The sequence below is a fragment of the Pseudomonas sp. Ps21-P2 genome (assembly GCF_039672565.1).
Lineage (GTDB): Bacteria > Pseudomonadota > Gammaproteobacteria > Pseudomonadales > Pseudomonadaceae > Aquipseudomonas.
Map to the genome: position 1 here is coordinate 809,471 of NZ_JBDFPL010000002.1, position 13,777 is coordinate 823,247.

Annotated in this window: 12 protein-coding genes; 7 read left to right on the forward strand and 5 right to left on the reverse strand. The window is 60.7% G+C overall.

The features are described 5' to 3' along the window. Position 1 precedes the first annotated feature (1 nt). Positions 2-1,582, forward strand: a complete 1,581-nt coding sequence (locus ABEH28_RS07480) for a phospholipase D family protein (RefSeq protein WP_346629549.1) — start codon at positions 2-4, stop codon at positions 1,580-1,582. On the opposite strand, the gene ABEH28_RS07485 is transcribed toward ABEH28_RS07480, so the two are convergent. Together ABEH28_RS07485 and ABEH28_RS07490 are read right to left on the reverse strand one after the other, a co-directional pair. After that, a complete protein-coding gene (locus ABEH28_RS07485) occupies positions 1,579-2,724 on the reverse strand; it encodes an MFS transporter (RefSeq protein ID WP_346629524.1) in 1,146 nt (381 codons plus the stop codon). The genes ABEH28_RS07480 and ABEH28_RS07485 overlap by 4 nt on opposite strands. A 108-nt stretch (positions 2,725-2,832) precedes the next feature. Then, the gene (locus tag ABEH28_RS07490) at positions 2,833-4,326 is read right to left on the reverse strand and encodes an aldehyde dehydrogenase (RefSeq protein ID WP_282365378.1); all 1,494 of its coding nucleotides are present in this window, start codon (positions 4,324-4,326) and stop codon (positions 2,833-2,835) included. Positions 4,327-4,586: 260 nt separating this feature from the next. Between ABEH28_RS07490 and ABEH28_RS07495 the strand changes: the two genes are divergently transcribed. Further along, positions 4,587-4,949, forward strand: a complete 363-nt coding sequence (locus tag ABEH28_RS07495; RefSeq protein WP_346629525.1) for a cupin domain-containing protein — start codon at positions 4,587-4,589, stop codon at positions 4,947-4,949. 78 nt (positions 4,950-5,027) lie between these two features. Here the strand turns inward: ABEH28_RS07495 and rpmG are convergent, their stop codons facing one another. Beyond that, positions 5,028-5,183, reverse strand: a complete 156-nt coding sequence (rpmG, locus tag ABEH28_RS07500; RefSeq protein ID WP_010225867.1) for a 50S ribosomal protein L33 — start codon at positions 5,181-5,183, stop codon at positions 5,028-5,030. 11 nt (positions 5,184-5,194) lie between these two features. Then, complete coding sequence (gene rpmB, locus ABEH28_RS07505; protein ID WP_037016669.1) at positions 5,195-5,431, reverse strand: 50S ribosomal protein L28; 237 nt, start codon at positions 5,429-5,431, stop codon at positions 5,195-5,197. A gap of 362 nt (positions 5,432-5,793) precedes the next feature. Between rpmB and ABEH28_RS07510 the strand changes: the two genes are divergently transcribed. Next, positions 5,794-7,383: an ABC transporter substrate-binding protein gene (locus ABEH28_RS07510; protein ID WP_346629526.1), complete on the forward strand. Its 1,590-nt coding sequence runs from the start codon at positions 5,794-5,796 to the stop codon at positions 7,381-7,383. Between the two features lie 203 nt (positions 7,384-7,586). Here ABEH28_RS07510 and radC read toward each other — a convergent pair whose 3' ends face one another. Continuing rightward, positions 7,587-8,261 carry a DNA repair protein RadC gene (gene radC / locus ABEH28_RS07515; protein WP_192171453.1) on the reverse strand — a complete coding sequence of 225 codons (675 nt, stop codon included), beginning with the start codon at positions 8,259-8,261 and terminating at the stop codon, positions 7,587-7,589. A 132-nt stretch (positions 8,262-8,393) separates the two neighbouring features. Here radC and coaBC point away from each other — a divergent pair, with 132 nt between their 5' ends. From coaBC to argB, 4 genes are all read left to right on the forward strand, one after another. Beyond that, on the forward strand, positions 8,394-9,602 hold the full coding sequence (coaBC, locus tag ABEH28_RS07520) for a bifunctional phosphopantothenoylcysteine decarboxylase/phosphopantothenate--cysteine ligase CoaBC (protein ID WP_192171454.1): 1,209 nt from the start codon (positions 8,394-8,396) through the stop codon (positions 9,600-9,602). 6 nt (positions 9,603-9,608) lie between these two features. Beyond that, positions 9,609-10,064 carry a dUTP diphosphatase gene (dut, locus tag ABEH28_RS07525; protein WP_192171455.1) on the forward strand — a complete coding sequence of 152 codons (456 nt, stop codon included), beginning with the start codon at positions 9,609-9,611 and terminating at the stop codon, positions 10,062-10,064. A 1,304-nt stretch (positions 10,065-11,368) separates the two neighbouring features. Continuing rightward, entirely contained in the window at positions 11,369-12,766 is a 1,398-nt protein-coding gene (locus ABEH28_RS07530) for a phosphomannomutase/phosphoglucomutase (protein ID WP_346629550.1), read from the forward strand. 22 nt (positions 12,767-12,788) lie between these two features. Then, complete coding sequence (argB, locus tag ABEH28_RS07535) at positions 12,789-13,694, forward strand: acetylglutamate kinase (protein ID WP_192171456.1); 906 nt, start codon at positions 12,789-12,791, stop codon at positions 13,692-13,694. Positions 13,695-13,777 lie beyond the last annotated feature (83 nt).

Here is a 13,777-nt window from a genome sequence, read left to right on the forward strand (position 1 = left end):
GTTGACGAACTTACGGGCGGTGCCCCTCCTCCTGGCTCTCGCCCTCGGCCTCAGCGGTTGTGCGCACACGCCCGCTCCTGACGGACCGAGTCAGGCGCTGCCGGCGGCGCAGTCTTCATTCGGCCGCTCGATCATGGCCCAGGCGGCGCCTCACGAGGGCCGTTCGGGCTTCCGCCTGCTGCCCAACAGCACCGAAGCCTTCATGGCCCGCGCCGAGCTGATTCGCAACGCCAAAACCAGCCTGGATCTACAGTACTACATCGTTCACGACGGCCTGAGCACGCGGGCACTGGTTGACGAATTGCTCAAAGCTGCCGATCGCGGCGTTCGCGTGCGCATCCTGCTGGACGACACCACCAGCGACGGGCTGGATGAAGTCATCGCCACACTCGCTGCGCACCCGAACATTCAAATCCGCCTGTTCAATCCGCTCAATCTGGGCCGCAGCATGGGCGCCACCCGTAACCTGGGCCGGCTGTTCAATCTGTCCCAGCAGCATCGCCGCATGCACAACAAGTTGTGGCTGGCCGACGGCGCCGTGGCCATCGTCGGCGGGCGCAATCTGGGTGACGAGTATTTCGACGCCGAACCCAATCTGAATTTCACCGACATCGACATGCTCAGCGTGGGCCCGGTGGCGGAACAGCTGGGTCACAGCTTCGATCAGTACTGGAACAGCGCGCTCAGCAAGCCGATCAACGACTTCCTCTACTGGCCACCCGATCGTAAGGATCTGACCAAAGCGCGCGCTCTGCTGGCCGAGTCGCTGGATCAGGCCCACGTTGAGAAGAAGGCCCTGTATGAACGGCTGATGGACTATCGGACTCACCCGCGCATGAAGACCTGGCTCAATGAGCTGATCTGGGCGCACAACCAGGCGTTGTGGGACGCGCCGACCAAGGTGCTGTCACGGGGCGAGCCCGACCCGCATCTGCTGCTGGCGACTCAATTGAGTCCTGATCTGGGCGGCGTGCACAAGGAACTGATGCTGATCTCAGCCTACTTCGTGCCCGGGCAGGAAGGCTTGGTGTACCTGACCGGACTCTCGGACAAAGGCGTGTCGGTGAACCTGCTGACGAATTCGCTGGAGGCCACCGACGTGCCGGCGGTACACGGCGGTTACGCGCCCTACCGCCGAGCACTGCTGGAGCACGGCGTGAAGCTGTTCGAACTGCGCCGCCAGCCAGGCGATCCGAGCAACGCCAAGGGCAGCGGACCTGCATTTCTGCACACAAACCTGATCAAGGGCGGCTCGGAATCGAGCCTGCACAGCAAGGCGATGATCTTTGATCGGCAGAAGATGTTCGTGGGTTCGTTCAATTTCGACCCACGGTCAGTGCTGTGGAACACCGAAGTCGGCGTGCTGGTCGACAGCCCCGAGCTGACCGAATACCTGCGCGAGCTGGCGCTTCAGGGTATGGCGCCGGCCATCAGCTATCAGGTCAAGCTGGAAAACAACCGGCTGGTGTGGGTGACCGAGGACAACGGCAAAATCCACACGCTGTCCAAAGAGCCTGGCGACTGGTGGCGCCGGATGAACGCCTGGTTCAGCACGGCGGTCGGCCTGGAAAAGATGCTTTAAGCCGCCACCGCCTGCGCTCCAAAGGCCTTGGGGCGCTGGGACAGGATGACCAACCCCAGCGCCCCCGCCGCCATCAGCAACGGCAGCGCCTGACCGCTGACCCACTGGCTGCCAGCGCCTGCCGCCAAGGGGCCGAGCAGGCAACCGATCCCCCACAGCTGGGCGACGTGGGCATTGGCGCGCACCAAAGCGTCATCGCGGTAGCGCTCGCCAATCAAAATCAGCGACAGCGTGAACAACCCGCCCGCACTGGCGCCGAACAGTACCCACAGCGGCCAGATGGCGATTGTGTCGACCAGCAGCGGGATCGCCAGGCTCGACACCATCAGCACCAGCGCACACCCGGAAAACAGCCGCCGACGCGAGACCCTGTCGGCCAGCGCACCAATCGGCAGTTGCAGAAGCGCATCACCCACCACCACAGTGCTGACCATTGCCAAGGCGATTTCAGGCGTGAAGCCTTGCTGCAGGCAATACACCGGCAGCAGGGTCAGAATCATCGCTTCAAACCCGGCGAATAAAGCGATGGCCCACGCAATGGCCGGCAAACTCCGACAGAAGCCGCCGAGATCGCGCAGCGTCACATGGCTGGATTCCGCGCTCGGCGCGCCTGTTCTGCCCAGCAATAGAAACGGCGATACCGCCAGCAACAGGGTCCCGACCCAGAACCCGTAATCTGCTTCCGTGCCAATGAAACCCAGCAGCACCGGCCCGCCCAGCTGACTCAATGCGTAGGAACTGCCGTACAGCGCCACCAGCTTGCCGCGCAGCCGTTCGATCACCAACTGGTTGATCCAGCTCTCGCCGAGCACGAAGACGATGGTCAGGATCGTCCCGAGCATCAGCCTCAATACCAGCCAGATCCAGTAATTGGGCAGTAACGCCAGTAAACCCACTGAAAATGACCCGGCCCACAGGCACAGCCGCATCAGGTTGGCGGTGCCGAGTCTTGAAGCGAGCCGGCTGGCAAGGCTGGCACCCAGCAGCACGCCAATGGCCGGCATCGCAGCCATGACGCCAATGGCAAACGCACCGTAACCCCAAGCCTCCAGCCGCAGGGACACCAGCGGCATGCTCACGCCCAGCGCCAGACCGACGCTCAATACCGACGCCAGCACAGCGAAATAAGTACCCCAACGCATCACCACGCTCCTGTGGCTCAAAAGGACGAAACAAAACAGCCGGGCTTTGATGAAAGCCCGGCTGCGTTGGTTTTTACAGCGACTGAGTGTTGAAGCGCGCGCGGCCTCTTACAGCTTGATCCAGGTCGCTTTCAGCTCGGTGTATTTATCGAACGCGTGCAGCGACTTGTCTCGCCCGTTGCCGGACTGCTTAAAGCCACCAAACGGCGCAGTCATGTCGCCGCCATCGTACTGATTGACCCACACGCTGCCAGCGCGCAACGCCTTCGCGGTCAGATGCGCCTTGGACAAGTCAGCCGTCCACACCGCCGCGGCCAGGCCGTAAGGCGTGTCGTTGGCAATCTGAATGGCTTCTTCAGCGGTATCGAAGGTCAGCACAGAGAGCACTGGCCCGAAGATCTCTTCCTGAGCGATCTTCATCGCGTTGGTCACGCCGTCGAAGATCGTCGGCTCAACGTAGGTCCCACCTGTCTCTTGCAGAATGCGCTTGCCGCCGACGACGAGCTTGGCGCCGTCGGTGTGGCCGGCTTCGATGTACGACAGTACGGTGTTCATCTGCTGGGTATCGACCAGCGCGCCAACGGTGGTTGCCGGATCAAGCGGGTTGCCCGGCTTCCAGGCTTTCAGCGCTTCGATCACCATCGGCAGGAATTTGTCCTTGATTGAGCGCTCGACCAACAGACGGGAGCCGGCCGTGCAGACTTCGCCCTGATTGAAGGCGATGGCGCTGGCCGCAGATTCCGCCGCAGCCTGCAGATCTGGCGCGTCGGCGAAGACGATGTTCGGGCTCTTGCCGCCGGCTTCCAGCCAGACGCGCTTCATGTTCGATTCGCCGGAGTAGATCAGCAACTGCTTGGCAATCTTCGTCGAACCGGTGAACACAGCCGTGTCGACGTCCATGTGCAGCGCCAGCGCTTTACCGACGGTGTGGCCGTAACCCGGCAGCACGTTCAGCACGCCAGCCGGAATACCGGCTTCGATGGCGAGCTGGGCGACGCGGATCGCGGTCAGCGGGGATTTTTCCGACGGTTTGAGGATCACCGAGTTGCCGCTCGACAGCGCAGGGCCCAGCTTCCAGGACGCCATCAACAGCGGGAAATTCCACGGCACGATGGCCGCCACTACGCCAATTGGTTCACGAGTCACCAAGCCCAATTGATCGTGCGGGGTCGGCGCCACTTCGTCGTACAGCTTGTCGATGGCCTCGCCGCTCCAGCTCAACGCCTGGGCGGAGCCGGGAATGTCGATGCCATAGGAGTCGCTGATCGGCTTGCCCATGTCGAGGGTTTCGAGCAGCGCCAGCTCTTCGACGTTCTCGTTGATCAGCTCGGCCAGACGAAGCATGGCTGCCTTGCGCTTGGCCGGCGCCAATCGCGACCAGACGCCGGAATTGAACGTAGCCCGGGCATTTTCAACGGCGCGCTGCGCGTCGGCGGCGTCACAGCTGGCGACGTGGGCGAGGAAGCGGCCATCGACCGGACTGATGCAGTCGAACGTCGAGCCGGATGCGGCGTCTGTGTATTCACCGTTGATGAAAGCACGGCCTTCGATTTTCAGATCCTGGGCGCGTTGTTCCCAGTCAGCATGAGTCAGGGTGGTCATGAAACGTCCTCCTCTTATGAAATAGGCACGTCTTCGCACTCGAATCGGGCTTCAGGGCAGGGCCTGACGCGTCATCGGATCGGCCGAAGGCATTCGCCACCCTAAACCAGCATTGGACGGATTTCCAATATATTGGACAGAAGCGGGCTAAATCTGGCCGGATCGTGCATTTTATTCAACAGCTGTTCGGGCTTGCTTGTGCTTTCCATCCGGCCCTCGGCAAGCAACAATCACGCAGCGCCTACTTTCAGGAATCAGATATGAGCATCGAAAGCATCGTCGACTTCAGCGAAGCCACTACCGCAGCGGAGCGTTTCACCCCTGCTGCTGAAAAGATCCTCAAGGGCGAGCCGAACCAGACGGTTTACGACCATTACAACAGCCCGTGCGGGCAGCTGAATGCAGGCGTCTGGGAAGGGGAAGTCGGTCAGTGGAAGGTAAATTACACCGAGCATGAGTACTGTGAAATCGTGCAGGGCGTCTCGGTCATCCGTGACGAAGCAGGCAAGTCGAAAACCCTGCGCGCGGGTGACCGCTTCGTGATTCCTGCAGGGTTCACAGGCACGTGGGAGGTGCTGGAGGCCTGCCGCAAGATCTATGTGGTGTTTGAACAGAAGGCCTGATTGTTAGTTGACCCACCTTATTTCACCCACAAAAAAGCCCGCATCGCTGCGGGCTTTTTTGTAAGAGGCAGAAATCAATTACTTGATTTTGGCTTCTTTGTAGATCACGTGCTTACGAACAACCGGATCGAATTTTTTAATTTCGATTTTGTCCGGAGTCGTGCGCTTGTTCTTGTCGGTGGTGTAGAAGTGGCCGGTGTTAGCGGTCGACACCAAACGGATCAATTCACGCATGATTTTCTCCCTTAGACCTTCGCGCCAGCACGGCGGATTTCGGCCAGAACAACCGTGATACCACGCTTGTCGATGATACGCATGCCTTTAGCAGATACGCGCAGACGTACGAAGCGTTTCTCTTCTTCAACCCAGAAGCGGTGATGCTGCAGGTTTGGCAGGAAACGACGACGGGTTTTGTTGTTTGCGTGGGAAATGTTATTCCCGGTTACCGGACCCTTACCGGTAACTTGACATACTCTCGACATGCCTCAGCCCTCTAAAACCACATGCCCAACCCGGCATGGGTTGGCCGCTTAATCTCTCAGTCATTTGGCGCCAGGCGCCGCGTTTCTTCAGGGGTCTTACCGGCCACACCTAAGGTGAAGGCAGCGGGCCCCTAGAAAAGAGCGCTGCTTTATACCAGAAAGCCCCCGGTGCAACAACACAAACCACGAATTGCCTGTCACAAAGCCAGGGCTTTCACCCGGCAACGCCAGCGGCGTTAGGCGCGGCGGGAAATATACCACTCGTCGCGCCGCAGCGATTGTTCTGCGCCAATCGATGGTCTAGGGTTACTGACTCTCCAGACTGCGCCGGCAGATGGGCTCTCTCTGAAAGGAAAATCGCCATGCGCCTAGCCGTTCTACCCCTGTTGCTCGCGTCCCTGTCCACACCACTGCTGGCCCAGGCGGCAACGACGCTGAGCGTCTGCACGGAAGCCAGCCCCGAAGGCTTTGACGTGGTGCAGTACAACTCGCTGACCACCACCAACGCCTCGGCCGACGTGCTGATGAACCGCCTGGTGGACTATGACGCCAAGGACGCCAAGCTGGTTCCGAGCCTGGCGCAGAGCTGGAGTGTGTCGCCGGACGGGCTGACCTACGACTTCAAACTTCGCGCCGGCGTGAAATTCCATCACACCGACTATTTCACCCCCACGCGCGAACTCAACGCTGACGACGTGGTGTTCAGCTTCCAGCGCATGCTCGATCCGGCCAATCCGTGGAATAAGGTCGCTGTGCAGGGCTTCCCCCACGCGCAATCCATGCAATGGCCGTCGCTGATCAAGAAAGTCGAAGCGACCGATGCCACCACAGTGCGCATCACCCTGGACCACCCGGATGCGACCTTTCTGGCGACGCTCAGCATGGGCTTCGCTTCTATTTATTCCGCGGAGTACACCGCGCAGCTGTTGAAGGCCGGTACGCCGGAGAAGCTTAACAGCCAGCCGATTGGCACCGGGCCTTTTATCTTCAAGCGCTTCCAGAAAGACTCGGTGGTGCGTTACGAGGCGAACCCGGATTACTTCGCCGGGAAACCGGCCGTTGATGCGTTGATCTACGCGATTACGCCGGACGCCAATGTTCGCCTGCAACGTATTCGCCGCAATGAGTGCCAGGTTGCCCTGTCGCCCAAGCCGATGGATGTTGCTGAAGCCGGCAAGGATTCGAACCTGAAGGTCGAAAAGACTGACGCCTTCATGACCGCTTTCCTGGCGATCAACAGCCAGCATCCGCCACTGGACAAACCGGAAGTGCGTCAGGCGATCAACCTGGCATTCGACAAAGATACTTACCTGAAAGCGGTATTCGAAGGCTCGGCGCGCCCGGCCAATGGTCCGTATCCGCCTAATACCTGGGGCTACGCCAGCGACCTGCCTGGCTACAAGCATGATGTGGCGAAGGCAAAGGAACTGCTGACCAAGGCCGGTCTGAAAGACGGCTTCAAGACGACGATCTGGACTCGGCCGTCGGGCAGCTTGCTCAATCCCAACCCGAACGCCGGCGCGCAGTTGCTGCAGAACGATCTGGCCGCAGTGGGGATCAAGGCGGAAATCAAAGTTATTGAATGGGGCGAGCTGATCCGCCGCGCCAAGACCGGCGAGCACGACCTGCTGTTCATGGGCTGGTCGGGGGATAACGGCGACCCGGATAACTTCCTGACGCCGCAGTTCTCCTGCGCCGCGGTCAAATCCGGCACCAACTTCGCGCGCTACTGCGATGAGGGGCTGGACAAGCTGATCAGCCAGGGCAAGGCGGTGACCGATCAGGCGCAACGCAGCAAGCTGTATCACCAGGCTCAAGAGCAGATCCAGAAGCAGGCATTGTGGCTGCCGCTTGCGCATCCAACTGCCTATGCGCTGCTGCGCAAGAATGTCGAGGGTTATAGCGTGAGCCCGTTTGGTCGTCAGGATTTCTCAAAGGTGACCGTGAAGTAATTCGCGGGAGATCGGGAACTGGGCTCATACGCTCCCCCGCTGGATGCACGCGATGCTTAGTAGGACCGGCTTCAGCCGGGAAGAGGCCCGTCTGCACACCGTCGATTTTGCGGTGTGAATACCGACGCTTTCCCGGCTAAAGCCGGTCCTACATTCGTTCGGTGTCCAGCCCCAGAATCTCTGTGATTAGCCAGTCCTGGCCGCTACATCAACCCATACTCAACCATCGACAGCGGATCGCCGTCGCCGATGATCAAGTGATCCAGCACCACCACGTCCACCAGCGCCAGCGCCTGTTTCAGATGCCGCGTCAGGTCGATATCGGCTTCGCTGGCGTCTTTGACGCCGGAGGGGTGGTTGTGACAAAGGATCAAGCCTGCCGAGTTGTGGGCCAGTGCCCGCTTGACCACCTGCCGCGCGTGGACATGCGCCGTGTTGATCGAGCCGTGAAACAGCACTTCGAACGTCTGAACCCGGTTCTTGCTGTCCAGAAACAGGCAACCAAAGACTTCATGGGGCTCGTGCCGTAACAGCGCCTTGAGGTAGCGACGCACCTGCGTCGGGTTTTCCAGTACAGAATCGCGCTTCAAATCCTCGCCCATGTTGCGCCGGGCCATTTCCATGACAGCCTGCAACTGCGCGAACTTGGCGGGTCCCAGACCCAGCTCGCTGCTGAATGCAGTCAGGTTGGCTTCGAGCAGCGCACGCAGGCTGCCGAACTGATGCAAAAGGTGTCGGGCCAGGTCTACGGCGCTTCTCCCCGACACGCCCGTGCGCAAGAAAATCGCCAGCAATTCGGCGTCCGACAGACTCGACGCCCCCCGCTCCAGCAGCTTCTCCCGCGGACGCTCTGCCGCCGGCCAATCGCGAATACTCATAGCAGCTCCCTGTATGTGGCGCCGCTGTTCCCGTGCGGTCGCTGTGCTATCTTAGCCGCTCTTTTTTGCGCGACAGTCAGGCCTGGGGAGGCGTAATGATTGCCGCGTGTTAACCGACCTAAAGGCAGGCCTATGCAGCGGCTGTATCGAAAACGCATCGTTCTCGGCGTCGGCGGTGGCATCGCGGCCTACAAGAGCGCCGAACTGGTCCGCCGTTTGCGCGACCACGGTGCGGAAGTCCGCGTCGTCATGACCAAAGGCGGCGCTGAATTCATCACCCCGCTGACCATGCAGGCCCTGTCCGGCCACCCCGTCCACCTGGATTTGCTCGACCCCGCAGCGGAAGCCGCCATGGGTCATATCGAGCTGGCCAAGTGGGCCGACATGATTCTTATCGCACCGGGCACCGCCGACCTCATGGCCCGTCTGGCCCAAGGCATTGCCAACGATTTGCTGACCACCGTGGTGCTGGCGACCGACGCTATCGTCGCCGTCGCGCCCGCGATGAATCAGGCCATGTGGCGCGACCCCTCCGTGCAGGCCAATCTGCAACTGCTCGAACAGCGCGGCTTTCGCATGTTTGGCCCGGCCAGCGGCAGTCAGGCCTGTGGTGATGTGGGCTACGGGCGCATGCTCGAACCCAATGATCTGGCGCAATCTGCCGCCGATTGTTTCCAACGCCTGACGCTGACCGGCAAGCATGTGCTGATCACTGCCGGCCCTACCCAGGAAAACATCGATCCGGTTCGCTATATCACCAACCACAGCTCCGGAAAAATGGGTTTCGCCTTGGCCGAAGCCGCTGCCGAAGCGGGCGCGCGGGTCACCCTGATCACCGGCCCGGTGAACCTGCAGACGCCTGACCGGGTGTCGCGCATCGACGTTGTCAGTGCCCGGGACATGCTCGCCGCCTGCGAAGATGCCATGCCTTGCGATCTCTTCATCGCCTCGGCAGCCGTTGCGGACTACCGGCCGGAAGTCGTCGCCACACAGAAATTGAAGAAAGATCCCACCACCGGTGATGGTCTTCTGCTGCAGATGGTCCGTAACCCGGACATTCTCGCCAGCATTGCACAGCGCCCGGATCGCCCGTTCAGCGTCGGCTTCGCGGCCGAAACCGAACACCTGCTCGATTACGCCGCACGCAAGCTCAAAGACAAGAACCTTGATTTGATCGTCGCCAATGACGTCGCCAATCCCAGCATTGGCTTCAACAGCGAAGAAAACGCCTGCAGCGTGATCGACCGAGCGTTGCAAGCGACGCTCTTCGCCCAGACCAGCAAAGCCAAGATCGCGCGGCAGCTGGTGACTTTTATCGCCGATCGCATGAACCAGGTTTAATCACAAATGCACGCTCTACAAGCCAAGATCCTCGACCCTCGCATTGGCAGCGAATTCCCGCTTCCCGCTTACGCCACTTCTGGCTCGGCCGGCCTCGACCTGCGCGCCATGCTGAAAGAAGACACTTTGCTCGAACCGGGTCAGACCCTCCTGATTCCTACCGGGCTGTCGATATACATCGCAGACCCTGGCCTGGCTGCACTGATTCTGCCGCGCTCGGGCCTGGGGCATAAACACGGCATCGTGCTGGGCAACCTGGTGGGCCTGATCGACTCCGATTATCAAGGCGAACTGATGGTCTCCTGCTGGAACCGTGGCCAGACCGCTTTCAAGATCTCCATCGGCGAGCGTCTGGCTCAGCTTGTACTGGTGCCGGTGGTGCAGGCGCACTTTGAAATCGTCCAAGACTTTGACGAGAGTCAGCGCGGCGCAGGCGGCTTCGGCCACTCCGGCAGCCATTGATCCTGTCACAAATACTCACTTTGGCTAACGCATCGCTTTTGGCCTGACGGGCTTTGAGCGGTGCGAAAACAACAAGAACGCGTCCGGACGACCCAGCAGGGAGAGTTAGTTTGAAAGGCATCAAACGCACAGCCAAAGCGACCCCCGTTCCGGAAACAAGTGCCCCGGCCGGCAAAGACGCCAATCTGAGCCTGGCAAGTCCCGGCCTCATTCCTTCGCTCATCGGCCTGCTCGCGGCAATGGTGCTGGTGTGGCTTGCCATTCAAAGCCAGCCGCAGCAACAGGAGCAGTTGGTTCAGGCGTGGGGCAGCGCGCAAGCCGGGGCCGTCAACAAGGCCCTGCGCCAGATCAACGCCGACACCCAGGCCGCCGCGATGGACGCCGCGCTGAGCCAGGCCCTGTTGAGCAACAATTCGTCGGTCATCGAGAGCGCGCAGACTCAATTGCGTTATCGAGACGGCGTGGTAGGCGCACGGCTCAACCCTGTGGGATTCAACAGCGTAGACACCCAAAGCGCGCTGCCGATCAGCTTCGCCACGCTGGACATGCTGGCCAAGGCCGGCAAGGGTGAAACGCCTGCGCCCGAAGCGCGCAAGGTCGGCGACACATGGCTGATCTACAGCGCCGCGCCCTTGCGCACGGCGCCAGACGCGCCGATCACCGGCACCCTGTTGCTGGCGTTCAACCCACAGCGGCTGATCAATGCACTCCCCGAGACACCCGCCGATGCGGGTCAGGTGGTACTCGTTCAGCAGTTTGGTAACGCCACCGCGCAGAATTTTCTCACGCGCGGCGAAGACGACGGCAGCCGTCCACAAGAATTTTCCACCGGCTACCCCAACTGGAAACTGACCTTTGCGGCCGGCCCCGCGCTGCAAGGCTCGACGCCCTGGCTGATGCTGCTGCTCGCCTTGCTGGTTGCCGCCGGGGCGATGCTGTTGGGGTTGTATCTGAACGAGAGTGCGCTCAAGCGCCGGGTTGCTGCCGACGCGCGGCAGCTTGAGCAACTGCTGCAAGAACTCTCCGGAGGCAAGGCCGTCAAGGCCTTCAGCTTGAGCCTGCCCGCGTTGAACGGGCTCGCTCAGAGCATGGCGCGGTTCTCGCTGCGCAATAATCCAGCGTCAGCAGGGTCGACAGAACAGGGTCAGCCAGCCGGGACACCGCCGCACGGCGCCGCACCGCTCCTTCCGGTTGTGTCAGAAGATGACCACCTGACCGACCCTCTGTTCCAGGACACCGATATCCTCGACCTCGACCTGATCGATGACCACCCTGACTCCCCGCAGTCGGATCCATCCCGCGCCATGAGCAGCAACGCTTCCATCGCCCCGCCATTTCCCGAGACGATTTTCCGCGCTTATGACATTCGCGGAATCGTCGGCGATACGCTGAACGCCGAGACCGCCTACTGGATCGGCCGGGCCGTCGGTGCGGAAAGTCTCTCGCAGGGCGAGCCGCATGTTTCGGTAGGCCGCGACGGTCGACTCTCGGGGCCTGAGCTGGTCGCGGACTTGATCAAGGGGCTGCATGACAGTGGCTGCCACGTCAGCGACATCGGTCTGGTGCCCACGCCGGCGCTGTACTACGCCACCCACGTACTGGCGGGGAAAACCGGCGTCATGTTGACGGGCAGCCACAACCCGAAGGATTACAACGGCTTCAAGATCGTCATTGCCGGCGATACGCTGGCAGACGAGCAGATTCAGGCACTGCACGAACGCATCAAGGCCAACGACCTGCCGTCCGCCAAAGGCAGCATCATCAAGGTCAATATCCTCGACCGTTACGCCAGCGAGATCATTGGCGATGTGGTGCTCGCGCGGCGTATGAAGGTCGTGGTGGATTGCGGCAACGGTGTAGGTGGCGTTATCGCCCCGCAATTGATCGAAGCGCTGAATTGCGAAGTCATCCCGCTGTATTGCGAGGTCGACGGCAATTTCCCCAACCATCACCCTGATCCGGGCAAGCCGGAGAACCTTCAGGACCTGATCGCCAAGGTCCGGGAAACCGGCGCCGATCTGGGACTGGCCTTCGACGGTGATGCCGATCGTGTCGGTGTTGTCACCAATACCGGCACCATCATCTACCCTGACCGCCTGCTGATGCTGTTTGCCCGGGATGTGGTCAAGCGCAATCCCGGCGCTGACGTGATCTTCGACGTCAAGTGCACGCGGCGCCTGATACCGTTGATCCACGAATACGGCGGCCGCCCGGTTATGTGGAAGACGGGTCATTCACTGATCAAGAAGAAGATGAAGGAAAGCGGCGCACTGTTGGCAGGCGAGATGAGCGGACACATCTTCTTCAAGGAGCGCTGGTTCGGTTTCGACGACGGCATCTACAGCGCAGCGCGTCTGCTGGAAATCCTCAGTCAGGAAAAATTCAGCGCCGAGGAGCTTTTCCAGACCTTTCCAAACGATCTGTCCACGCCCGAGATCAATATCAAAGTCACCGAGACCCGCAAGTTCAGCATCATGGAAGCGCTGGAGCGCGACGCCCAATGGGGCAACGCCAACCTCACCAGCATCGATGGTGTGCGGGTCGATTATCCGAAAGGCTGGGGCCTGGTTCGCGCTTCCAATACCACGCCCATGCTGGTATTACGCTTCGAGGCCGAAACCGAGCTTGAGCTGCAGCGGATCAAGGACGTCTTCCACACCCAGTTGAAACACGTAGCACCGGATCTAGAACTTCCTTTTTGACCCAATTTTGAGTGGAGCCCAAATGACCCTCGAACATGATGCCGCAGCCAATGCCGCCAAGGTCCTTTCCGAAGCGTTGCCCTACATCCGACGTTTTGTTGGCAAGACGCTTGTCATCAAATACGGCGGCAACGCCATGGAGAGCGACGAGCTGAAAACCGGCTTCGCCCGCGACATCGTGCTGATGAAGGCGGTGGGTATCAACCCGGTCGTGGTTCACGGCGGTGGCCCTCAGATTGGCGACCTGCTCAAGCGCCTGTCCATCGAAAGCCATTTCATCGACGGCATGCGCGTGACCGACGCCGAAACCATGGACGTGGTGGAAATGGTGCTGGGCGGCCAGGTCAACAAGGACATCGTCAACCTGATCAACCGCCACGGTGGCAGCGCCATCGGCCTGACCGGTAAAGACGCGCAGCTGATTCGTGCGAAGAAGATGAACGTCACGCGTCAGACCCCGGACATGCTCAAGCCGGAAATCATCGACATCGGCCATGTGGGTGAAGTTGTCGGCATCAACACCGACCTGCTGAACATGCTGGTGAAGGGCGATTTCATTCCGGTGATTGCGCCCATTGGCGTAGGCGCGGATGGCGAGTCCTACAACATCAACGCCGATCTGGTCGCAGGCAAAGTCGCTGAAGCCCTGAAGGCCGAAAAGCTGATGCTGCTGACCAACATCGCCGGCCTGATGGACAAGGAAGGCAAGGTGCTGACCGGCCTGACCACCGAGCAGGTCAATGGCCTGATCGCCGACGGCACTATTTACGGCGGGATGCTCCCAAAGATCCGTTGCGCACTGGAAGCGGTTCAGGGCGGCGTGAACACCTCGCACATCATCGACGGCCGTGTGCCGAATGCCGTGCTGCTGGAGATCTTTACCGATACCGGCGTTGGCACCTTGATCAGCAATCGCAAGCGTCACTGATTGCCGCTGTAAAGAGCCCCGCCCGGCCCACTGCCGGTCAGGGCTTTTTTACGGCCAGGTTTTAGTGGCGCCCACACAGGCTT